Origin of the sequence: Pantoea sp. M_10 (assembly GCF_008631515.1) — a bacterium.
In the GTDB taxonomy this organism is placed as follows: Bacteria; Pseudomonadota; Gammaproteobacteria; order Enterobacterales; family Enterobacteriaceae; genus Pantoea; species Pantoea anthophila.
In genome coordinates this window covers 155,800-177,175 of sequence record NZ_VWUL01000002.1, presented here as the reverse complement: position 1 = coordinate 177,175, position 21,376 = coordinate 155,800, and the positions used below count along the sequence as shown (strand labels likewise).

Sequence of the window (21,376 nt, the reverse complement as noted above, 5' to 3'; positions counted from 1 at the left end):
AATTTTCTGTTCGCGGCCTGCAATACAAAGTAATGCCCTGAAATGGTTATGTGATCGCAGACAACAGAGCCTTAGGCTATAACACCGGCAGGATTTCTGTTACCGGACCCGCACATGCACCTGCTTAAACGTTTGATTCATCGCCGTCAGTTACTCCTTTCCGGTCTGGCTCTGGCCGTTTTATCGCCGCGCGCGGTTCAGGCCAGAGAGCCTTCCGCGCTTACAGGAACAGGCCGCCATGCACGCCCTGCTCCGCCAGCCAGTAACGGAAAGCGCATTGTGATGATTGATCCCGGCCACGGGGGCATCGACTCCGGCGCGGTCGGCGAGGAGGGTTCAGAAGAGAAACACATCGTGCTGGAGATTGCCGGTAACGTGAAACGGCAACTGCAGAGCCATCCGCGCATCGAAGTGCGTCTGACCCGCGACAGCGACCATTTTATTCCGCTCTACCAGCGGGTGGAGATTGCTCATCAGCATGGCGCGCATCTGTTCATGTCGATCCATGCCGACGGCTTTACCAGCCCCGATGCCAGCGGCGCCTCGGTATTTGCGCTCTCTAATCGCGGTGCCAGTAGTTCAATGGCGCGTTATCTCTCTCAGCGTGAGAACGATGCGGACAAACTGGGCGGCGTGAAGGCGCAGCAGCAGGATCACTATCTGCAGCAGATCCTGTTCGATCTGGTTCAGACCGACACCATCAAAAACAGCCTGACACTGGGCAAACATGTGCTGGATCAGATTCGCCCGGTTCATCATCTGCATAGCCAGCACACGGAACAGGCTGCTTTCGCGGTCCTGAAGTCGCCCTCCATTCCTTCGGTGCTGGTTGAAACCTCCTTTATTACCAATCCGCACGAAGAGCAGTTGCTCGGCACCACGGCATTTCGTCAGAAAATTGCCGCCGCCATTGCCAGCGGTATCGTCAACTACTTTGATGAGTTTGATCGCCGTAATGCCTGATGCGGAAAGTAATAATGACTCAGTGCAGAAGCTTGAATAAACGCATGTGAACCTGAGAAATGCTCCATCCGACGTAACGTTCAGGCGAAGCGAGCGGCGGAGATCATCCTGAATTATGTTTTAAGTAAGGCCGTATTGACGGCCTTCTGTCTGCCTCTCTGCCAGAAGTTAATCGTGGCAGAGGGTTATCGGCGGTCAGACTTATCCGCGATAAGATAAGTCAGCCCATAAATCACCAGACCAGCAACAAGCACCAGCAGCGGCCCGACAATACGCATCGCCCCTTCATTCAGCGTTGCGGTCAGAAATATGCCAACCACTATCGCCATAAGGACAAGTCCGCCTGACACCCCGGCTATCAGCTTACGGATCAGCCTGATAGTTTTCGATAGCATTAATAAACTCCTCCGCGGCCGATGGATTTTTGCGCAGCGCTTCACCCATTTTTATAAAATTCTGCAAGGTTCTTCAGACATGAAAATTTCCCATTGTATGCCTGCCTGGATAGCCGCACTCATGCAAGCAGGCCGATTTTGCGTATAATCGCCCTAAATTAAAACCGACGATAAGCGAAAAGATGGCTGATATTTCCCGCGTAAAAGCATTCCTGCTCGCTCTGCAGGATGAGATTTGTAACCAGCTGGCGGCTGAAGATGGCGGCGCAGCGTTCGCAGAAGATAGCTGGCAGCGTCCTGGCGGCGGCGGCGGTCAGAGCCGCGTACTGCGAAACGGTGCGGTGTTTGAACAGGCGGGCGTAAACTTTTCGCACGTGCATGGCGATAAGATGCCGGCCTCGGCTACGGCGCACCGTCCGGAACTGGCGGGCCGCAGCTTTGAAGCTATGGGCGTGTCGCTGGTGATCCACCCGAACAATCCCTATGTGCCCACCAGCCACGCCAACGTGCGCTTTTTTATCGCGGAGAAACCCGGTGCCGATCCGGTGTGGTGGTTTGGCGGCGGGTTTGATCTCACGCCGTTCTACGGCTTCGAAGAAGATGCACTGCACTGGCATCAGACTGCCGCCGACCTCTGTCAGCCTTTTGGCGACGACGTTTATCCGCGATATAAAAAGTGGTGCGACGACTATTTCTATCTGAAACACCGCGATGAGCAGCGCGGCATTGGCGGCCTGTTTTTTGACGATCTCAACACGCCCGATTTTGAGCAGAGCTTCAGCTTTATGCAGGCGGTGGGGCGCGGCTTTATTGATGCCTACCGGCCGATTGTGGCACGCCGCAAAGATCATCCGTGGGGCGATCGCGAGCGCCAGTTCCAGCTCTACCGCCGCGGGCGATATGTGGAGTTCAATCTGGTGTGGGACCGTGGCACCCTGTTTGGCCTGCAGACCGGCGGCCGCACGGAATCGATCCTGATGTCGATGCCGCCGCTGGTGCGCTGGGAATATGATTATCAGCCTGAACCAGACTCGCCTGAAGCGGCCCTCTATCGCGACTTCCTGCCGGTGAAGAACTGGCTCAATCTGCCGTCATAATCCTCCGGACCGCAACGTGGCTCTCTGCCTGCGTTGCGGTTCATTACGCTGTCTCAACCGCCTGAAACCCTTCATCTTCCTGCCGCTCCCACCCGACCTGATAACCGATAAAAAGGGTTCAGTTCCGTTTGTTTCTCATTCATTAGTGCCCTGAATTTCATTGATACACTAGGCCATATTCAGGATAAGGACACCAATGATGGCTTCATTCACAGACCCCGATAAAAACCTTGAAACACAGAGTTTTGCGGAAATAGCGGAACGGCTTAACATCGAAATATACAGTGGTTTCAAACCCGACCTTTCTCCCTGGCTGGGCAGAAATATTATCTTCGACGACATCATCGCAAAGAGAGCGGCGACTGAAGGTCACTACGAAGATCAATGCTCCGGGAAATATTACTTTGATATTTTTAATACCATTAAGTCGGCACTGGGTGAAGTCAGCAGAATCGTTGAAGTGGGCGTCTTTATGGGAGGCAGCACCTCTGTTCTGGCTGGCTGTGCACACTATCTGGGTATTGAACTCGATTTGATCGACATCAGCCCGGACCATTTACAGTTCGCCAGAGAGCGCGCAAGAAGAGCCTATCCGGAAACCGTCGAAAGCCGGGTCAGGATGTACCATGGCACCCTTCCGGAGTATGTCAGGGATGTGCTGATGAAAGAAGAAGGCGGAAACGTCATCATTCATCATGATGGCGCGCACGATTTCGAACAGGTGATCCGTGACCTCGGCAGCCTCTTTTATATCAAAGATAAACTGCACAGCTTACTGATTCAGGATACCCATCTGCGTGGCGTTCCGGAATCTTTCAATTTTGTCGATGCCGCCGTCTATTCTATTTTCGGTCGGGATGTCACTTATGCGCCGCTGGGCACCGTCTATAACGACGGGCCGGTTTGTGAACCGAACCGCTGGCAGGGCAACTATTTTATGCCGGGTGAACCCGAAGGAATGTATATCCCGCTGACGCATAATAAATTTTACTACCCCCACCACAAAATAACGCTGGCGCAATTTTTTGAGAGGCAATAGCGCAGCGCGGGATTCGGGCCGCCTGTACTCTCATCGCGGCCTGTTTTTAAAACGCCTCTCCCGGGGAGGCTCAGACACCCCCCCCTGTTTAGCATTCAGCCTGCCCCGCCACGTTTCACTGTGGCAGCACTTTTCCCGTCCCCCGTTTTTACTTTCCGATTCACCACACCGTTTTCTGCTCCCGGCGTATGACGAGAGTGAGTGTCGTAACGCCGCTTTGATGCGGAGAGGGCACGGATTGCTACAGTGTTGCCTGCGTCATTTTCCCCGACTGCTATGCTTAAGGGTGGAATATGGCGCACCCCTCGGGTTACACCGCATGACGGCTCCTTCGCACCGCCTCGCAGCGCAACAATCAGAGAAACCGCATTTTCATCAGAAAGTGTCTGTTGCAATGTTATGGGTTCGCGTTCCCGCTAGCAGCACATGCCACAGACCGGCTGCGAGGCCTGAGGTGATCCCTGTTCGCTTTCATTTTTCTTTTCAAGGAGTTTAGAGATGAACCAGCTAGAAGCCCTAAAACAGTTCACCACCGTGGTGGCGGACAGTGGCGATATTGAATCGATTCGTCATTACCACCCGGAAGACGCCACCACCAACCCTTCTCTCATTCTGAAAGCATCCGGTCTCGAAGGGTACAAACACCTGATGGATGACGCGATTGAGTACGCTAAAAAACAGGGCGGCAGCAAAGAGACCCAGATCATCAACGCCAGCGACAAAGTGGCAATCAATCTCGGTATGGAAATCCTGAAAAGCATACCGGGCCGTGTTTCGACCGAAGTGGATGCGCGCCTCTCCTTCGATCGTGGCATGTGTGTGACCAAAGCAGAAAAACTGATTCGGATGTACGAAGAGCAGGGTATTGACCGCTCACGCGTTCTGATTAAGCTGGCTTCAACCTGGGAAGGTATCCGCGCTGCGGAAGAGCTGGAGAAGAATGGTATCCACTGCAACCTGACCCTGCTCTTCTCCTTCGCGCAGGCGCGTGCCTGCGCGGAAGCGGGCGTGTTCCTGATCTCGCCGTTCGTGGGTCGCATCTACGACTGGTATAACTCACGCAAGCCGATGGAACCCTACGTGGCGGATGAAGATCCGGGCGTGAAATCCGTGCGTCGCATCTACGACTACTACAAAAAGCACCGCTACAGCACCATCATCATGGGTGCCAGCTTCCGTAAAGTGGAGCAGATTGTGGCGCTGGCGGGCTGCGATCGCCTGACGCTCTCCCCTAACCTGCTGGAAGAGCTGCAGAACAGCGACGCGCCGCTGGAGCGCAAGCTGGAGCCGTCTACCGAAGGCTTCCATCAGCCATCACCGCTCTCTGAGGCGGAGTTCCGCTGGGAGCATAATCAGGATCCGATGGCGGTTGAGAAACTGTCTGATGGTATCCGCCAGTTCGCTGTTGACCAGCAGAAGCTGGAAGATGTACTGGCCGCACGTCTGTAGTCCTCATTTTAGTCGGGCGGGACTTTCCCGCCCTGATGCATAACAAGGGAGAACTTTATGTCCTCACGCAGAGAGTTGGCAAACGCGATTCGTGCACTGAGCATGGATGCGGTTCAGAAGGCAAATTCCGGCCACCCCGGTGCGCCAATGGGAATGGCCGATATCGCCGAAGTGTTGTGGCGCGACTTCCTTCAGCACAATCCGACCAATCCCGCCTGGCTTGATCGCGACCGCTTTATCCTCTCCAACGGCCACGGCTCAATGCTGCTCTACAGCCTGCTGCACCTGAGTGGTTACGACCTGCCGATTGAAGAGCTGAAAAACTTCCGTCAGCTGCACTCCAAAACGCCGGGCCACCCGGAAATCGGCTACACGCCGGGCGTGGAAACGACGACCGGCCCGCTGGGTCAGGGTCTGGCGAACGCCGTTGGACTGGCGATTGCAGAGCGCACGCTGGCCGCGCAGTTTAACCGTCCGGATCATGAGATTGTTGACCACCATACCTATGTCTTTATGGGCGATGGCTGTCTGATGGAAGGGATTTCGCACGAAGTCTGCTCCCTGGCGGGCACCCTGGGTCTCGGCAAACTGATCGGCTTCTATGACCATAACGGTATCTCGATCGATGGTGAAACCGAAGGCTGGTTTACCGACGACACCCATAAGCGCTTCGAGTCTTACAACTGGCACGTCATCGGCGACATCGACGGCCATGACGCGGACGCCATTCGCGAGGCGATCAAAGAGGCGCAGAGCGTAACCGATAAGCCTTCGCTGATTATCTGCCGCACCATTATCGGTTTCGGTTCCCCGAACAAAGCCGGTAAAGAGGAGTCGCACGGCGCAGCGCTGGGTGAGGAAGAAGTCGCCCTGACCCGCAAGCAACTTGGCTGGAACTATCCGGCGTTTGAGATCCCGGCTGAAATCTACCAGCAGTGGGATGCCAAAGCCGCCGGTGCAGAACGGGAAAAAGCCTGGGATGCAAAATTTGCGGCCTATAAAGAGGCACATCCTGAGCTGGCGAAAGAGTATAAACGCCGTATGAATGGCGAGATGCCGTCAACGTGGGAAAGCGAAGCCACCCGTTTCATTCAGGAGCTGCAGGCTAACCCGCAGAAAATTGCCAGCCGCAAAGCCTCACAAAACTCGCTGGAAGCCTACGGCAAATTACTGCCGGAGTTCCTCGGCGGTTCTGCAGACCTGGCGCCCAGTAACCTGACGATCTGGTCTGGTTCCAAATCGATCAAAGAAGATCCGGCCGGCAACTACATTCACTACGGCGTGCGTGAGTTCGGGATGACGGCGATTGGTAACGGTATTGCGCACCATGGCGGTTTCGTCCCCTACACGGCCACCTTCCTGATGTTTGTCGAATATGCGCGTAACGCAGCACGCATGGCGGCGCTGATGAAGGCGCGACAGATTCTGGTCTACACCCATGACTCCATCGGTCTGGGCGAAGATGGCCCGACCCACCAGCCGGTTGAGCAGATCGCCAGCCTGCGTCTGACCCCCAACATGAGCGTTTGGCGCCCGTGCGATCAGGTGGAAACGGCTGTGGCGTGGAAAGCGGCTATCGAACGCCATCATGGCCCGACTGCGCTGATCCTCTCCCGTCAGAATCTGCTGCAGCCGGAACGTACCCCGGAGCAGATCGAGAACATCAAACGCGGCGGCTATGTGCTGAAAGATTGCGACGGCACCCCCGAAGTGATCCTGATTGCCACCGGTTCAGAAATTGAGATCACCCTGGGTGCAGCCGATAAGCTCACTTCAGGCGGTCACAAGGTGCGGGTGGTTTCACTGCCTTCAACCGACCTGTTTGATGCGCAGGATGCTGCCTACCGCGAATCCGTTCTGCCTGTCGGCGTGAAGGCGCGCGTGGCGGTGGAAGCCGGAATCGCCGACTACTGGTTCAAGTATGTGGGTCTGGAAGGCGCGATTGTCGGTATGACCACCTTTGGTGAATCAGCGCCAGCCGGCAAGCTGTTCCCGGAGTTTGGCTTCACGGTAGAGAATATCGTCAGTCACGCTGAAGCATTACTCAAGCCGGTGTAATGCTTTTGCCCTTCCCGGCACACCGGGAAGGGCCATTTCATCACATAGCCCGAAACAGAAAAAAATCTCCTCTCCCCTCTTCACGCCCCGCACAAACTGATTACTATAGAGCCGTCATAGTTAATGCTGCCTGCGCCCTGGCTGCCCGCCTGTTCCTGCTGCTGTTCTGCCGGAATAACGCGATGTGCTGCCCGCGTCTGTCCGATGCGTGAAGGCAGATCTCCTCCGATCTCTATAGCGAAGCCATTTCCGTTGAACATGCGCACACCCTATTTACTGGCCCTGATGGTTTCACTGCTTCCATTAAAAAGCATGGCGCAGGTCGCGCCCGATCCGCTGCTCGCCTCTCAGATTGTTGACCGCTATGCGGAGCATATCTTTTATGGCAGTGGAGCAACCGGTATGGCACTGGTCGCGATTGATGGCAATCAGCGGGTCTTCGCCAGCTTTGGTGAAACCCGGCCAGGCAACAATGTGCGCCCGCAAAAAGATTCGCTGATTCGTATCGCCTCGCTGAGTAAGCTGATGACCAGTGAAGTGATGGTCAAGCTGGCGGAGCGCGGACAGATTCGCCTCGACGATCCCCTGAGTAAATATGCGCCGCCGGGCACCCGCGTGCCTGCTTATAACGGACAGCCCATTCGTCTGATCAACCTCTCCACCCACACCAGCGGACTGCCGCGTGAACAGCCTGGCGGCAAGGCGCAGCGACCGGTGTTTGTCTGGCCGACGCGCAGTGAACGCTGGACGTGGCTGTCACGGGCGAACCTCAAAGCCGCACCGGGCAGCAGTGCCGCCTACTCCAACCTGGGTTACGATCTGCTGGGCGATGCGCTGTCGCGCGCGGCGGGCACGCCCTACCCGGCCCTGTTTCAGCAGTTGATCACCCGTCCGCTGGGTATGAAAGACACCACCTTTACGCCTTCGCCTGAGCAGTGTGGTCGCCTGATGGTGGCTGAGAAAGGGGCCAGCCCCTGTAACAACACGCTGGCGGCGATTGGCAGCGGCGGCGTTTACTCCACGCCGGATGATATGGGCCGCTGGATGCAGCAGTTCCTTAACTCGTCGGTTAACCATCGCACCCCGCAGATCGATCGGCTGCAAACGCTGATCTATCGCCGCGATCAGCTGACCCGCGTGGAAGGCATGGATGTGCCAGGGAAAGCGGATGCGCTGGGGATGGGCTGGGTCTACATGGGACCAAAGAATGGTCGTCCCGGGATTATTCAGAAAACCGGCGGTGGCGGGGGTTTCATTACCTATATGGCGATGGTGCCGCAGCATAATGTGGGCGTGTTTGTCGTGGTGACGCGCTCGCCGCTGACCCGCTTTACGCCAATGAGCGACGGCGTAAACAACATGCTGGCTGAGCTGGTCGGCAACCAGACCGGCTCTCCGATGATGGTGCAGGTCATCCGCTAACGCTGCTGGACGCCACCGTCTGACTGGCTGACCCACAGGGTTGGCCAGTCATCACTGCTGTGCCAGGCATCGCAGGTCGACTCCTCCGCATATTCCGCCAGCACAAAGCGGGTGCCATCAAACTGCCAGCGTGTGGCACTGCCGCAGTCACCGAGCCCCCGCCCCTTGCCAAAAGTATAAAGCTGGCCGCTGGCCGCATCATAGTCGGCGTTAATCAGCTCAAGCTGGCGGTCACTCGCCCGCGGCGGGGTAAAGGGCAGCGTCAGCGTGATGCCCCGGGCCACGTAGGGCGGGCTGCGCGTCACTTCAAACGCCAGATCGATGACGTTGTATGCCCCCATTTCACAACTGACCAGCAACAGCGCATGCTGATCGGTGAGAGGCGCAACGCTGACCTCACGCCGCAGCGGGTCGAGTGAGCAGGAGTCGGTATTGATGCGCCAGGTGCCGTAATCGATTAATCCGCTGGTCTCTTCGCGCGTCAGGGGCGCAGGCGGCCTCACGGGGGGAGGCAGCTGTGGCAATGCCGGCGGCGGCGGAACCTCCCAGCTGGCGCGGTCGCCACGTTTAATCCACGCGCTCATGCTGTTCACCCGCCCCTGCCTGTCATCCATCAGCAGCAGTGCAGCTTTCATACCGCGCAGGGAGATCGCGGCACTGGCATCGTAGGTGAGTTGCAGAGTTTTGGCTTCCATCACCAGATCAAGAAATTCATCAATGGCGATAGCATTGCTGGTGGCGAGATGGTGCGGTTCAGCCGTCCAGTGTTTGAGGTCCGGTTTCAGACGCCGCTGGTCGAGCAGCAGATTATCCTGCAGCGGGCCGCCAGGCAGCGCGCCGGTATAGGCACTGCCGTAGTCGATGCGGAGTAAGGGGCGATCGTTAACGCCCGCATGGCGCGAAATCGTCATCACCAGCCCTTTATCGCCGGGGATATTGCGGGCCACGCAGAAGGCTTCGTTGTTGCAGGTGATTTGCCAGTCGTTGAATGACTTTTGCAACGGTTCCGCCTGAACACAGGTCACCCACAGAGACGTCGACAGCCACAGCGATTTCATCCAGTACGACATTAAGAAAATCGATCCCCAAAAACCCAGAGTGGAGAGGATAGCGCATCAATGGGCCAGACAGGGTTCGCATTCTGTGAACCCGTGCAAAAAGCGCAGTTAACTGCTTAAAAAGCGTGCATAACCTGGAGACAGTGTCCGCATTACATCCCGGGCTGTCGCGCGGCGGGCCGTTCAGGGCACGTTTATGGCGTCAGCCAGCCTGCGATGCGGGCATGCTGCAGCAGCATAATGGTTTTACCGTCGCGAATGCGGCCATCGGCGACCATCGCCAGCGCATCCGGGAAGCGCAGCTCCAGTACATCAATTGACTCATCATCAACGCCCCCGCCCGCATTGTCACGCAGCGCGTCGTGATATTCCGCCGCGAAAAAATGGACCTGTTCGGTCACGCCGCCCGGTGACATGTAGCAGGTATAGAGTTTTTCCACCTCACCCACGGCGTAGCCGGTCTCTTCGATGGCCTCTTTGCGGATGCAATCTTCCGGCGTGTCATCATCCAGCAACCCCGCGCAGGCTTCGATCAGCATGCCGCTGTCGTTACCGTTGACGTAGGTGGCGATGCGGAACTGGCGCGTCAGCACCACACTGTTTTTTTCACGGTTATAGAGCAGGATGGTCGCCCCGTTGCCGCGGTCGTAGACTTCACGCTTGTGGCGGATCACCTCACCCTGACGGTCGGTTATCTCATAGGTGTAGTTACGCAGCACAAACCAGTTTTCAGACAGGAGTTTATCTTTGATGATGTTGATCTTAAACGACATGCAGACTCCGCTACCGCATAAAGGGAGCCTTTCATCATAGGGGCAAGGAGGCGGGAAAACTATCCTAATTCACGGCGCCGGTTTGCGCCCAAAAAAAAGCCAGCCCGAAGGCTGGCCTGATGACGGCAATGGCGATCAGCGGGAGGATTCATCCGCCAGCTGGGTCGGCTTTGCCTCCTCTTCATGATGATCATGCTCGGTTTCAGCGATAGCGTTAACGCGCTTACGCACGCCAAACCATCCCAGCACCAGCACCACGGCAATCAGCGGAATAGAGGCGATGGTATAGGTGCCGTTCGGGTAGTCGAACGCCATCAGCACCAGCACGCTGAACAGGAACAGCAGGGTCAACCAGGACGTAAACGGCGCGCCCGGCAGCTTGAAGCTCACATCATCCGCCTTGCCCTCTTTGATCGCCTTACGCAGACGCAGCTGGCAGACCACGATAAAGGCCCAGGAGGAGATAATACCCAGTGAGGCGACGTTCAGGACGATCTCAAACACCTGCGACGGCACGTAGTAGTTAAGCACTACACCAATGACATAAACGCCGATGGTGACCAGAATCCCGGCATACGGCACCTGCTGACCGTTCATCTTAGACATGAACTTCGGTGCAGAACCGCCCATCGACATGGAACGCAGAATACGTCCGGTCGAATAGAGGCCGGAGTTCAGGCTGGAGAGCGCCGCGCTCAGCACCACGATGTTCATGATGCTGCCGATGTAAGGTACGCCCAGCTTTGAGAAGAAGGTCACGAACGGACTCTGACCGGCCTGATAGGCGTTCCACGGCAGCAGCAGCACCAGCAGAACCACCGAACCGACGTAGAACAGACCGATACGCCAGATCACGCTGTTAATGGCTTTCGGCAGCATGGTCTGCGGATCTTTACATTCGCCCGCCGCTGTTCCGACGAGTTCGATCGAGGCAAAGGCGAACACTACCCCCTGAATCAGCACCAGCGCAGGCAGTAAGCCGTGCGGGAAGATGCCGCCGTTGTCGGTAATCAGATGGAAGCCGGTGCTGTTGCCATCCAGCGGTTTGCCGGTGCCAAGGAACACCACGCCCACCACGAGGAAGACCACGATAGCCAGCACTTTCACCAGCGCGAACCAGAACTCCATTTCGGCAAACCACTTCACGCCGATCATGTTCATGGTGCCAACAATCGCCAGCGCACCCAGGGCGAAGACCCACTGCGGCACATCACCAAACGCGCCCCAGTAGTGCATGTAGAGCGCGACGGCGGTGATATCCACGATACCGGTCATGGCCCAGTTGACGAAATACATCCAGCCCGCCACGTAGGAGGCTTTCTCGCCGAGGAACTCACGGGCATAAGAGACAAAGCTGCCGCTGCTGGGACGGTGTAACACCAGCTCACCCAGTGCACGCAGAATAAAGAAGGAGAAAATGCCACACACCAGATAGATGATGGCTAAGGCGGGGCCCGCAGCCTGCAAACGGCCACCTGCGCCCAGGAACAAACCGGTGCCGATGGCACCACCGATTGCGATCATCTGTACGTGCCGGTTACCCATAGCCTTCTGGTAGCCCGCGTCATGAGAATTGAGCCAGCGTCGTTTCGCAGCGCGCAACTCGCCTGGGGTTTTCTTTTTAGATTTCATAGCTTTCCTGTTTGTCCTGACCATCAGTCGTCGCTTCCCCCATGCAGGTGTCATGCCCTGAGTTATGGGGTATTTTCCTCTGTGCGCTTGCCTGTGAGTGAGTGCCAGGCAAGGCGGGAATTTACGGCGATGAATCCTACCCGTTATGCAGGAACGAAGCAAAATATACCGGGCGGATGCACAGGCTGATTTGTAAGAATCCGTCATGATGCACAAAAATAAAAAAACCGGCCATTTTCAGGCCGGTAAGAGCTACAGGGATGGAAACAGGAGGGTATAGCTAGCGATAAATCTCTGCGGTGCCGCTCCACAGGCTGGAGTCGCCTGGGTTATCGACGCCGATAACACGGTAGTGGCTGGCGCCCATCTCTTCCGCTTTTTGCGACAGATGGCGGCTGGCATCATCCAGCGAGCCTCGCACGCCGGAGACCGAGACGCTGCCGATGCTCTGCAGGTTCTGCGCCTGGGCCTGATCGACCGGTGCAGCAGCGAAAGTGGCAAATGAGGCGGTAGTCAGTAAGGCGCCCGCCAGAACAGCATTCAGTTTTTTCATGGGATGCTCCTTAATCTGTAATCGGGGGTAAGTCAGTGACTGGAAGAATTATTAGCGCTGCAATGAAAAGCAACATCGGGGCGGTGTAAAGCTGTTTGTTTTTTGACCACAGAACCGTCGTCGATCCTGGGAACTGTCAGTTGCGGTCATTTTTTGTTCTGTCCGACACGACGGAGGCGATAAACCGCAGCAGGATCATTTGCGTCAGGGGATTGCTCTTTTATAATCCCGCACTCACCACAGGGCCATTCATGTGATTGTTAAACGTTCCGTAACTCAAAGCATCGCGCAGGCGCTCAGTGCAATTGTCCTGCTGTCGCTGCTCACAACAGGTCTGGCCCTGGTCACGCTGCTCAGCAGTCAGCGCGACGCAGAGGCGATCAATCTGGCCGGTTCACTGCGTATGCAGAGTTACCGCATGGCCTGGGATGCCAGCCGTCAGCCGCAGAATCTGCCGCAACATCTGGCGCTCTATCAGCAGACGCTCGACTCCCCGGTGTTTCAGAAGCTGGATCGCCCCTGGGTTCCGCGTGAAGTCAGCACTCGCTATCAACGTCTGCGCGCCGCCTGGCCCGACCTGCAACAGCAGCTGCTGCAGGGCGATACCGTCACCTGGCAGCATCAGATCCCGGTTTACGTCGCCGAGATCGACCGCTTTGTGCTGGGCTTACAGCGTTACACCGAACTGAAAATGCATCTGGTGGCGGGCAGCAGCCTGGTGGGGGTGATTGCGATTGTGGCACTGGCGCTGATGACGATTCGCTTTACCCGTCTGCAGGTGGTACGGCCCCTCAATGCGCTGGTCACCGCCAGTCGCTACGTTGAGAGCGGCAATTTTGCTTTTCCGCCGCTGCAGGTCGAACAGCAGAATGAGCTGTGGGTACTGTCTCACGCCTTTAGCGGCATGGCGGCACGCCTGCACTCGCACTATAAGCTGCTGGAAAGTACGGTGCGTGAAAAGACCGAGGATTTAACCCAGGCGAACCGCACCCTCTCCCTGCTCTATGACAGCTCACAGATGCTGACGGCCAGCCCGCTGCATCCGGCCCTGTTTGAAGCCGTCTTAAGCCGCGTGCTGACGCGTGAAAAACTGACGGCTATCCGGCTCGACAGCGATCAGTTTCAGTTCTGCGCCGGTGATGAAGAGGCCGGGGGTCAGTGGCAGCGGCTGCCGGTCCGGCAGGCCGACCAGCCAATGGGCGAGCTGCGCTGGCAGACAGCCGGAGCCTCTCCCCCGGATGAGCTGATGCGCAGCCTCGCGGCGATGCTCGGACGCGCTATCTGGATCTGGCAGGCGCAGCAGCAGTATCAGCAGATGCTGCTGATCGAAGAGCGCACCACCATCGCCCGTGAACTGCATGATTCGCTGGCGCAGTCGCTCTCCTTTTTACGCATTCAGCTGACCCTGCTGCGCCGCACCGTCGATAAAGAGGATAGCGCAGCGCACACTATCATTGCCGACTTCGATCGGGCGCTGGCTGATGCCTACCGGCAGCTGCGTGAACTGCTGACCACCTTCCGCCTGACCATTGAGCAGGCAGATCTGGTCGCGGCGATGCAGGCGATGATCGCCTCGCTGCAGGAGAAGAGTGGCGCAGAGATACAGTTTCGCTATCAGACCGGGCTGCTGAGTCTGGAAGCGCAGCAGCAGGTGCATGTATTGCAGATCGCCCGTGAGGCGCTGCTGAACGCGATACGTCACGCCAGCGCAGAGGTCATCCGGGTGGAGTATCAGCACAGTGAAAAAGGTGAGCACTTACTGACGATTACAGACGACGGTGTGGGCATGAACAGCACCGACGAACCCCCCGGCCACTATGGCCTGACCATTATGGCGGAACGCGCTCAGCGCCTGGGCGGCAACCTGACCATCCACGCGCAACCGCGGGGCACCCGGGTCGAACTGCGCTTTCCGCCGCAGCCTGCCCGCCCGCTGGAGTAACGGGCCGCAGCCTGGTTTACTCGCCAGAACAGACTGTCGGTTTCACTGAACCGATAAACGGAGAGACTATGCAACAACCCGCATTAACCCTGATGATTGTGGATGACCACCCGCTGATGCGTCGCGGTATTCGTCAGCTGCTGGCGCTGGAGCCGCAACTGACGGTGGTCGCCGAAGCGAATAACGGCACAGAGGCGCTGGCCGAGGCGCGCCGTCAGGAGCCCGACATCATTCTGCTCGACCTGAATATGAAAGGCATGTCCGGGCTGGACACGCTGAAGGCGCTGCGCCATGAAGGGATCAGCGCCCGTATTCTGGTGCTGACCGTTTCTGATGCCCGCAGTGACATTTTTGCGATGGTGGATGCCGGTGCCGATGGCTATCTGCTCAAGGACAGCGAACCGGAGATCCTGCTGGCGCATATTCTGCAGGCTTCGCGAGGCGAAAAAGTCTTCAGTGAAGGCGTCGCCAGCTATCTGACGAATCGCCAGCATAGCGCCGATCCGCTGCGTCAGCTCACCGATCGCGAACGGGATGTGCTGCAGGAGGTCGCGCGCGGCCTGTCAAATAAGGAGATTGCCGCTATTCTGCACATCTCGGAAGAGACGGTAAAAGTGCATATCCGCAATCTGCTGCGCAAGCTGGATGTGCGTTCGCGCGTCGCCGCCACGGTGATGTGGCTGGAAAGCCGCAAATAGCCAACGAATTTACACTTTCTCCTCAATTTCTCCACGATTTCCCCCGCTGCCGCACGTAGAGTGAATGGCGGCGGCGAATCGTGGCAAAGCACATCCGATTTGTCTGTCAGTGCGCCCGTAGCGGGCAGGCCTGGTCGATTTTAACTGTCGTGAGGAGTGTCGGTTTAATGTCGAATTTCTTTATCGACCGCCCCATCTTTGCCTGGGTGCTGGCGATTCTGCTGTGCCTGTGCGGCACGCTGTCGATCAGGTCACTGCCCATTGAGCAGTACCCCGACCTGGCCCCGCCCAATGTCCGCATTACCGCTAACTATCCGGGCGCATCGGCCCAGACGCTGGAAAATACGGTCACCCAGGTGATCGAGCAGAACATGACCGGCATCGATAACCTGATGTACATGTCCTCCAACAGCAGCAACACCGGCCAGGCGCAAATCACCCTCACCTTTACCGCCGGAACCGATCCTGATGAAGCGCGTCAGCAGGTGCAGAACCAGTTGCAGTCTGCGCTGCGCAAATTGCCACAGGCGGTGCAGTCACAGGGCGTCACGGTGAACAAAACCGGTGACAGTAACATTCTGATGGTAGCTTTCGTCTCCACCGACGGCAGCATGGATAAGCAGGATATTGCAGACTATGTCGCCAGCAACATTCAGGCCCCCCTGAGCCGCATTGATGGCGTCGGCCAGGTGGACGCCTACGGCTCGCAATATGCCATGCGCATCTGGCTCGATCCCAACAAGCTGATCGCCTATGCCCTGACCACCGGGGATGTGGTCAGCGCTATTCAGTCGCAGAACACACAGGTTGCCGTGGGTCAGGTCGGAGGCCTGCCCTCGGTGGAGAAGCAGGCGCTGAACGCCACGGTCAATGCGCAGTCGATGCTGCAGACCCCGGAGCAGTTCCGGGCCATCACCCTGAAGAACAATCCTGACGGTTCCGTGGTGACGCTGGGCGATGTCGCCAGCGTGGCGCTGGGGGCGGAAAAGTATGATTATCTGAGCCGCTACAATGGTCAGCCCGCCTCGGGGCTGGGGGTAAAGCTCGCCTCCGGCGCCAACGAGATGAACACCGATAAGCTGGTGCGGGCGCGCATTGAGGAGCTGTCGCACTACTTCCCGCACGGGCTGGAAGCAAAAGTGGCCTATGAAACCTCGCCATTCGTCAAAGCGTCAATTACCGATGTGGTGAAGACGCTGCTGGAAGCGATCGTGCTGGTGTTTGGCGTGATGTATCTGTTCATGCAGAATTTTCGCGCCACCCTCATTCCGACCATTGCGGTGCCGGTGGTGCTGTTTGGCACCTTCAGCGTGCTCTACGCCTGCGGATTCAGCATCAACACCCTGACCATGTTTGCCATGGTGCTGGCGATCGGGTTACTGGTGGATGATGCCATCGTGGTGGTGGAAAACGTGGAACGTATCATGCGCGAAGAGGGACTCTCGCCGCGGGCCGCCACCCGGAAATCGATGGGCCAGATTCAGGGCGCGCTGGTCGGTATCGCGCTGGTGCTGTCAGCCGTGTTTGTGCCGATGGCATTTTTTGGCGGAACCGTCGGCGCGATTTACCGTCAGTTCTCCATCACCATTGTGTCGGCGATGGTGCTGTCGGTGCTGGTGGCGATGATCCTGACACCGGCACTCTGCGCCACGCTGCTCAGGCCGGTGGCACAGGGCGAACAGCATGCGGCGCGCGGTTTTTTTGGCTGGTTCAATCGTCACTTCAACCGCAACGCTGACCGCTATGAGCGCGGGGTCGCGGCGATTCTGCGCCGGGGAGGCCGCTGGCTGCTGCTCTATCTCGGCCTTATCGGCCTGATGGCCTTTCTGTTTCTGCGCCTGCCTACCTCGTTTCTGCCGCTGGAAGATCGCGGCGTATTCCTGACGCAGGTGCAGCTGCCGGCGGGCTCGACGCTGGAACAGACCGCTCGCGTGGTCGCCAGGGTGGAGCACTACTATCTGACTCAGGAGAAAGCGAACGTACTGTCAGTCTTCTCAACCATTGGCGCAGGCCCGGGCGGCAACGGACAGAACGTGGCGCGTCTGTTTGTGCGGCTGAAAAACTGGGAGGAGCGGCCCGGTGACGATCGCACCTCCTTTGCGATTATCGAGCGCGCGACCAGAGCCTTTCAGCAGATCAAAGAGGGCCGGGTGATAGCCAGCAGTCCCCCCGCGATCACCGGTATGGGCAGCAGTTCCGGCTTTGACCTGCAGCTGCAGGATCACGGTGGCATCGGTCATACCCAGCTGATGGCGATGCGCGACAGGCTGCTGGAGATGGCGGGCAACGATAAGGCGCTGTCGCGGGTGCGGCACAATGGCCTGGATGACAGCCCGCAGTTGCAGATCGATGTGGATGCGCGCAAAGCGCAGGCGCTGGGCGTGTCACTGGATACCATCAACGACACCCTGACCACAGCGTGGGGCTCCAGCTATGTCAACGATTTTCTGGATCGCGGCCGGGTGAAAAAGGTCTATGTGCAGGCCGCCGCTGAGTTCCGCATGCTGCCGGACGACATTGACAAATGGTATGTCCGCAACAGCAGCGGCAAAATGGTGCCCTTCTCCGCCTTTGCCACCAGCCGCTGGGAGACCGGTTCACCACGCCTTGAGCGTTATAACGGCTACTCATCGCTGGAGATTGTGGGCGAAGCCGCCAGTGGCGTGAGCAGCGGCGCTGCCATGGATGAGATGGAGAAGCTGGTTAACGCCCTGCCGCTGGGTGTCGGCTTCCAGTGGAGTGGCGCCTCTTATCAGGAGCGCCTCTCCGGCTCACAGGCCCCGGCGCTCTATGCCATTTCGCTGCTGGTGATCTTTCTCTGCCTGGCCGCGCTCTATGAGAGCTGGTCGATTCCTTTCTCGGTGATGCTGGTGGTGCCGCTCGGCGTCGTCGGGGCGCTGATCGCCACCTGGCTGCGCGGGCTGGAAAATGATGTCTATTTTCAGGTGGGCCTGCTGACGGTGATCGGCCTGTCGGCGAAAAACGCCATCCTGATTGTCGAGTTTGCCAGTGAGATGAACAGTAAAGGGCGTGAGCTGGTGGAGTCTACGCTGGAGGCGTCGCGTCAGCGCCTGCGGCCCATCATCATGACGTCACTGGCCTTTATTTTTGGCGTGCTGCCTATGGCGATCAGCAGCGGAGCAGGCTCCGGCAGCCAGCATGCCGTGGGAACCGGCGTGATGGGCGGCATGATCTCCGCGACGCTGCTGGCGATCTATTTCGTGCCGCTGTTCTTTGTGCTGGTACGCCGTCGCTTCCCGCTGAAAGAGAAGCCGCATGACTGAATGCGGAGCCAATAAAAAGCGGCCCCTGAGATCAGCGGCCGCCTTATTTCTGTGTGTGGTAAGAATGTCAGCAAGCGGGAATGTCCTGCTTTAATCTCCACGTGTTACTTGTTGCGTAACATCGCTTCGATGAATTCTTTCCAGGTTCCCATTTCAGTGTCAATCATAATGCCCTCTCTTATTGTGCTGGCAATATTACGCGTTTTTTTTCGCCAGGTGAATACGTTTACACCTGTTATCACTATCGGCAGCAGCGATGAAAACATGAATATTGCGGATTTTGTAAGCTGACGCACATTTCAGCAACCTCCTAACTACGCAGGAAATATTTCGCGATTAACCCAGCGGTAGACGATTTTTTCAGCATGGCGAAATTCTTAATCGCGAAATGATGAGCAGGGTAATGATTGCCCGCTGAATTGATAGCGTTTACCCGGGGGGAAATGATCGTCTGCCTGAGGCTCGCTTTACGCACGATCAGCCGTCAGGGCAGATGCCGCAACGGATCACACTATGCTAAACTCGCGCTTTGGCTGCTTTTTCAGCTTAACGCGCTTCATAACAATAAGGATCAGGCGATGTGCACGCAGTGGGTGATGTTCGGGATAAAAAATTGCGACACCATAAAAAAAGCCCGGCGCTTTTTAACAGATGCAGGCGTTGATTATCACTTTCACGATTACCGGGCCGATGGCCTGAGCGATGCACTGCTGCAGGAATTTATCGATGCGCTGGGCTACGAAGCCCTGCTCAACACCCGCGGCACTACCTGGCGTAAACTGCCCGAGGCTGACCGCAACGCGGTGACCGATGCCCGCAGCGCCAAAGCGCTGATGCTGGCGCATCCCGCCATGATTAAGCGTCCGCTGTTGCGCGCCCCGGATGGCAGCCTGCTCGCCGGTTTCAGCGAAGCCACCTATCAGAATGCTATTCAGGAGAAGCCATAATATGTTTTGCCCGGTCATTGAGCTGACGCAGCAGCTTATTCGTCGTCCCTCTCTCAGCCCCGATGATGCCGGATGTCAGGCTTTGCTGATCGCCCGTCTTGAAGCCATTGGCTTTCAGATTGAGACGATGAACATCGACGATACCCTGAACTTCTGGGCCACCCGTGGCGAAGGGGAAACGCTGGCGTTTGCCGGTCACACCGATGTGGTGCCGCCGGGCGATGCCAGCCGCTGGATTAACCCGCCGTTTGAACCCACCATCCGCGACGGCATGCTGTTTGGTCGCGGTGCGGCCGACATGAAAGGATCGCTGGCGGCCATGGTCGTCGCGGCCGAGCGTTTTGTGGCGGCCCGTCCCCATCACAGAGGGCGACTCGCCTTTCTGATCACCTCTGACGAAGAGGCCAGCGGTGCCAACGGCACGGTGAAAGTGGTGGAACGGCTGATGGCGCGCCGGGAACGCCTCGACTACTGCCTGGTCGGTGAGCCTTCCAGCACCGAAGTAGTGGGTGACGTGGTGAAAAATGGCCGACGCGGCTCGATCACCGCCAACCTGATGGTACATGGCGTGCAGGGTCACGTTGCCTATCCGCATCTGGCTGACAACCCGGTTCACCGCGCGATGCCTGCCCTGAATGAGCTGGTGGCGACAGAGTGGGATCAGGGTAATGAGTTCTTCCCGGCCACCAGTATGCAGATTGCCAACGTCCAGGCGGGCACCGGCAGCAACAATGTGATCCCCGGCGAGCTGTTTGTGCAGTTCAACTTCCGCTTCAGCACCGAACTCACCGATGAGATGATCCGCCAGCGGGTCGCAGAACTGCTGGATCGTCACCAGCTGCGTTACACCATTGAGTGGAAACTTTCAGGTCAGCCTTTCCTGACCTCACGCGGAAAGCTGGTTGATGCCGTCGTGAAAGCGGTAGCGCACTATAATGAAATTAAGCCGCAGCTGCTGACGACGGGCGGCACCTCCGATGGCCGGTTTATCGCCCGGATGGGGGCGCAGGTGGTGGAACTGGGGCCGGTGAATGCCACCATTCATAAAATCAATGAGTGTGTGAAAGCTTCCGACCTGCAGATGCTAAGCCGGATGTACCAACGCATCATGGAACAACTGATCGCCTGATGGCGATGTTAAGGAGCAGCAAATGGAATTTATCAAAGATTACTGGTGGATCCTGGTGATCCTGCTGATGGTTGGCGTGCTGATGAATGTCTATAAAGATCTGAAACGGATCGACCATAAAAAATTCATGGATAACAAACCTGACCTGCCGCCCCACCGTGACTTTAACGATAAGTGGGATGACGAAGACGACTGGCCGAAGAAGAAGTAACGAAAATGCCCCTGCTCTGCAGGGGCATTTTTACATCATCGCAATGACATCATCGTCACCGGGTTTTGCCCCGCTTAACGCTTCATCGAAGTAGCGTTTTGGCACCGTGTAGCGCAGATGATTCAGCGCCAGCGCCATGCTGCGGTCATCAATAGCGTGCGCCAGATCGTCGACGATATCGAGCGTGACGTCGCCCCCGCTGGCGGTGAGTCGCTGCTCCGCCTGCTGCGCATGAAACACCGGAATCTGCTCATCATAATCACCGTGGATCAGGTGAACCGTGGTACGGGTGCTGGCTTTCTCCGGCAGGGTAATAAACCGGCCGTTGAACACCACCGCGCGACCGGCCAGATCGGAATGGGCTTTTACCCCTTCCAGCACCATACTGCCGCCCTGGGAAAAACCGATTAACGCCGTCGCTTCCGGGCGCACACCGCTTTTTTTCTGCCAGTGACGCACGGATTCCACAAACTGTGGCATCGCCGCGTTAACCCGCTGCTGTAGCGTCATATCGTGCAGTTCAGCCTCGCTGAACCACTGACGGCCCGCAGCCGGCGAGCCAACAGAAACCACCAGCGCCTCAGGAAATGTCCGGGCAAACCAGCTGCCAATCTCACCCATAGAATCCGGGTTATCGCCTACGCCATGGTAGAGCAGAAACAGCTGAGCCGTGGTGGCAGGCTGTTGAACGATTACATATTTCAGTGTCATAGTGACCTCCGTTAT

The 21,376-nt window shown here is 57.4% G+C and carries 19 protein-coding genes; 12 read left to right on the top strand and 7 right to left on the bottom strand.

The features are described 5' to 3' along the window. Nucleotides 1-114: 114 nt before the first annotated feature. A complete protein-coding gene (gene amiA, locus F3I47_RS07705; protein ID WP_009088831.1) occupies nucleotides 115-963 on the top strand; it encodes an N-acetylmuramoyl-L-alanine amidase AmiA in 849 nt (282 codons plus the stop codon). Nucleotides 964-1,148: 185 nt separating this feature from the next. Here the strand turns inward: amiA and F3I47_RS07700 are convergent, their stop codons facing one another. Further along, a complete protein-coding gene (locus tag F3I47_RS07700) occupies nucleotides 1,149-1,358 on the bottom strand; it encodes a hypothetical protein (RefSeq protein WP_150028927.1) in 210 nt (69 codons plus the stop codon). Nucleotides 1,359-1,540: 182 nt separating this feature from the next. Between F3I47_RS07700 and hemF the strand changes: the two genes are divergently transcribed. From hemF to tkt, 4 genes are all read left to right on the top strand, one after another. Further along, nucleotides 1,541-2,455: an oxygen-dependent coproporphyrinogen oxidase gene (gene hemF, locus F3I47_RS07695; RefSeq protein WP_009088828.1), complete on the top strand. Its 915-nt coding sequence runs from the start codon at nucleotides 1,541-1,543 to the stop codon at nucleotides 2,453-2,455. A 199-nt stretch (nucleotides 2,456-2,654) separates the two neighbouring features. Further along, nucleotides 2,655-3,494 carry a class I SAM-dependent methyltransferase gene (locus F3I47_RS07690; RefSeq protein WP_190311317.1) on the top strand — a complete coding sequence of 280 codons (840 nt, stop codon included), beginning with the start codon at nucleotides 2,655-2,657 and terminating at the stop codon, nucleotides 3,492-3,494. Nucleotides 3,495-3,992: 498 nt separating this feature from the next. Continuing rightward, complete coding sequence (gene tal, locus F3I47_RS07685) at nucleotides 3,993-4,943, top strand: transaldolase (protein ID WP_009088826.1); 951 nt, start codon at nucleotides 3,993-3,995, stop codon at nucleotides 4,941-4,943. A gap of 57 nt (nucleotides 4,944-5,000) precedes the next feature. After that, nucleotides 5,001-7,001 (top strand): transketolase, encoded by a 2,001-nt coding sequence (gene tkt, locus F3I47_RS07680; protein ID WP_150028929.1) that lies wholly within the window; start codon nucleotides 5,001-5,003, stop codon nucleotides 6,999-7,001. Between the two features lie 80 nt (nucleotides 7,002-7,081). Here tkt and F3I47_RS07675 read toward each other — a convergent pair whose 3' ends face one another. Beyond that, complete coding sequence (locus F3I47_RS07675) at nucleotides 7,082-7,261, bottom strand: hypothetical protein (protein ID WP_058957422.1); 180 nt, start codon at nucleotides 7,259-7,261, stop codon at nucleotides 7,082-7,084. Here F3I47_RS07675 and ampH point away from each other — a divergent pair. After that, nucleotides 7,260-8,423: a D-alanyl-D-alanine-carboxypeptidase/endopeptidase AmpH gene (gene ampH, locus F3I47_RS07670; RefSeq protein WP_046102347.1), complete on the top strand. Its 1,164-nt coding sequence runs from the start codon at nucleotides 7,260-7,262 to the stop codon at nucleotides 8,421-8,423. The two genes, F3I47_RS07675 and ampH, sit on opposite strands and share 2 nt — an antisense overlap. Here ampH and F3I47_RS07665 read toward each other — a convergent pair. The 4 genes from F3I47_RS07665 to F3I47_RS07650 form a co-directional block, all read right to left on the bottom strand. After that, complete coding sequence (locus F3I47_RS07665) at nucleotides 8,420-9,493, bottom strand: DUF1176 domain-containing protein (protein ID WP_150028930.1); 1,074 nt, start codon at nucleotides 9,491-9,493, stop codon at nucleotides 8,420-8,422. The genes ampH and F3I47_RS07665 overlap by 4 nt on opposite strands. 182 nt (nucleotides 9,494-9,675) lie before the next feature. After that, entirely contained in the window at nucleotides 9,676-10,254 is a 579-nt protein-coding gene (nudK, locus tag F3I47_RS07660; RefSeq protein WP_150028931.1) for a GDP-mannose pyrophosphatase NudK, read from the bottom strand. A gap of 135 nt (nucleotides 10,255-10,389) precedes the next feature. After that, complete coding sequence (gene ansP / locus F3I47_RS07655) at nucleotides 10,390-11,886, bottom strand: L-asparagine permease (protein WP_009088814.1); 1,497 nt, start codon at nucleotides 11,884-11,886, stop codon at nucleotides 10,390-10,392. 280 nt (nucleotides 11,887-12,166) lie between these two features. Next, on the bottom strand, nucleotides 12,167-12,439 hold the full coding sequence (locus tag F3I47_RS07650) for a YdgH/BhsA/McbA-like domain containing protein (protein WP_009088813.1): 273 nt from the start codon (nucleotides 12,437-12,439) through the stop codon (nucleotides 12,167-12,169). 253 nt (nucleotides 12,440-12,692) lie between these two features. Between F3I47_RS07650 and narQ the strand changes: the two genes are divergently transcribed. From narQ to F3I47_RS07615, 6 genes are all read left to right on the top strand, one after another. Continuing rightward, nucleotides 12,693-14,381, top strand: coding sequence for a nitrate/nitrite two-component system sensor histidine kinase NarQ (narQ, locus tag F3I47_RS07645; protein WP_150028932.1), 1,689 nt, complete (start codon nucleotides 12,693-12,695; stop codon nucleotides 14,379-14,381). A gap of 68 nt (nucleotides 14,382-14,449) precedes the next feature. Next, complete coding sequence (locus F3I47_RS07640; protein ID WP_058957420.1) at nucleotides 14,450-15,079, top strand: response regulator; 630 nt, start codon at nucleotides 14,450-14,452, stop codon at nucleotides 15,077-15,079. Between the two features lie 167 nt (nucleotides 15,080-15,246). Beyond that, nucleotides 15,247-18,363, top strand: coding sequence for a multidrug efflux RND transporter permease AcrD (gene acrD, locus F3I47_RS07635; protein ID WP_150028933.1), 3,117 nt, complete (start codon nucleotides 15,247-15,249; stop codon nucleotides 18,361-18,363). A gap of 578 nt (nucleotides 18,364-18,941) precedes the next feature. Next, nucleotides 18,942-19,310, top strand: coding sequence for an ArsC family reductase (locus tag F3I47_RS07625; RefSeq protein WP_150028934.1), 369 nt, complete (start codon nucleotides 18,942-18,944; stop codon nucleotides 19,308-19,310). A gap of 1 nt (nucleotide 19,311) precedes the next feature. Beyond that, entirely contained in the window at nucleotides 19,312-20,439 is a 1,128-nt protein-coding gene (dapE, locus tag F3I47_RS07620; protein WP_009088806.1) for a succinyl-diaminopimelate desuccinylase, read from the top strand. 22 nt (nucleotides 20,440-20,461) lie between these two features. After that, nucleotides 20,462-20,650, top strand: coding sequence for a YpfN family protein (locus F3I47_RS07615; protein ID WP_009088805.1), 189 nt, complete (start codon nucleotides 20,462-20,464; stop codon nucleotides 20,648-20,650). 30 nt (nucleotides 20,651-20,680) lie between these two features. Here the strand turns inward: F3I47_RS07615 and ypfH are convergent, their stop codons facing one another. Then, nucleotides 20,681-21,361, bottom strand: a complete 681-nt coding sequence (gene ypfH, locus F3I47_RS07610; protein WP_150028935.1) for an esterase — start codon at nucleotides 21,359-21,361, stop codon at nucleotides 20,681-20,683. Nucleotides 21,362-21,376 lie beyond the last annotated feature (15 nt).

Bases quoted from the DNA above. Each gene is read 5' to 3' on its own strand.
- amiA (WP_009088831.1), top strand. From the start codon at position 115: ATGCACCTGCTTAAACGTTTGATTCATCGCCGTCAGTTACTCCTTTCC.
- F3I47_RS07700 (WP_150028927.1), bottom strand. From the start codon at position 1,358: ATGCTATCGAAAACTATCAGGCTGATCCGTAAGCTGATAGCCGGGGTG.
- hemF (WP_009088828.1), top strand. From the start codon at position 1,541: ATGGCTGATATTTCCCGCGTAAAAGCATTCCTGCTCGCTCTGCAGGAT.
- F3I47_RS07690 (WP_190311317.1), top strand. From the start codon at position 2,655: ATGGCTTCATTCACAGACCCCGATAAAAACCTTGAAACACAGAGTTTT.
- tal (WP_009088826.1), top strand. From the start codon at position 3,993: ATGAACCAGCTAGAAGCCCTAAAACAGTTCACCACCGTGGTGGCGGAC.
- tkt (WP_150028929.1), top strand. From the start codon at position 5,001: ATGTCCTCACGCAGAGAGTTGGCAAACGCGATTCGTGCACTGAGCATG.
- ampH (WP_046102347.1), top strand. From the start codon at position 7,260: ATGCGCACACCCTATTTACTGGCCCTGATGGTTTCACTGCTTCCATTA.
- F3I47_RS07675 (WP_058957422.1), bottom strand. From the start codon at position 7,261: ATGTTCAACGGAAATGGCTTCGCTATAGAGATCGGAGGAGATCTGCCT.
- F3I47_RS07665 (WP_150028930.1), bottom strand. From the start codon at position 9,493: ATGTCGTACTGGATGAAATCGCTGTGGCTGTCGACGTCTCTGTGGGTG.
- nudK (WP_150028931.1), bottom strand. From the start codon at position 10,254: ATGTCGTTTAAGATCAACATCATCAAAGATAAACTCCTGTCTGAAAAC.
- ansP (WP_009088814.1), bottom strand. From the start codon at position 11,886: ATGAAATCTAAAAAGAAAACCCCAGGCGAGTTGCGCGCTGCGAAACGA.
- F3I47_RS07650 (WP_009088813.1), bottom strand. From the start codon at position 12,439: ATGAAAAAACTGAATGCTGTTCTGGCGGGCGCCTTACTGACTACCGCC.
- F3I47_RS07640 (WP_058957420.1), top strand. From the start codon at position 14,450: ATGCAACAACCCGCATTAACCCTGATGATTGTGGATGACCACCCGCTG.
- acrD (WP_150028933.1), top strand. From the start codon at position 15,247: ATGTCGAATTTCTTTATCGACCGCCCCATCTTTGCCTGGGTGCTGGCG.
- F3I47_RS07625 (WP_150028934.1), top strand. From the start codon at position 18,942: ATGTGCACGCAGTGGGTGATGTTCGGGATAAAAAATTGCGACACCATA.
- dapE (WP_009088806.1), top strand. From the start codon at position 19,312: ATGTTTTGCCCGGTCATTGAGCTGACGCAGCAGCTTATTCGTCGTCCC.
- F3I47_RS07615 (WP_009088805.1), top strand. From the start codon at position 20,462: ATGGAATTTATCAAAGATTACTGGTGGATCCTGGTGATCCTGCTGATG.
- ypfH (WP_150028935.1), bottom strand. From the start codon at position 21,361: ATGACACTGAAATATGTAATCGTTCAACAGCCTGCCACCACGGCTCAG.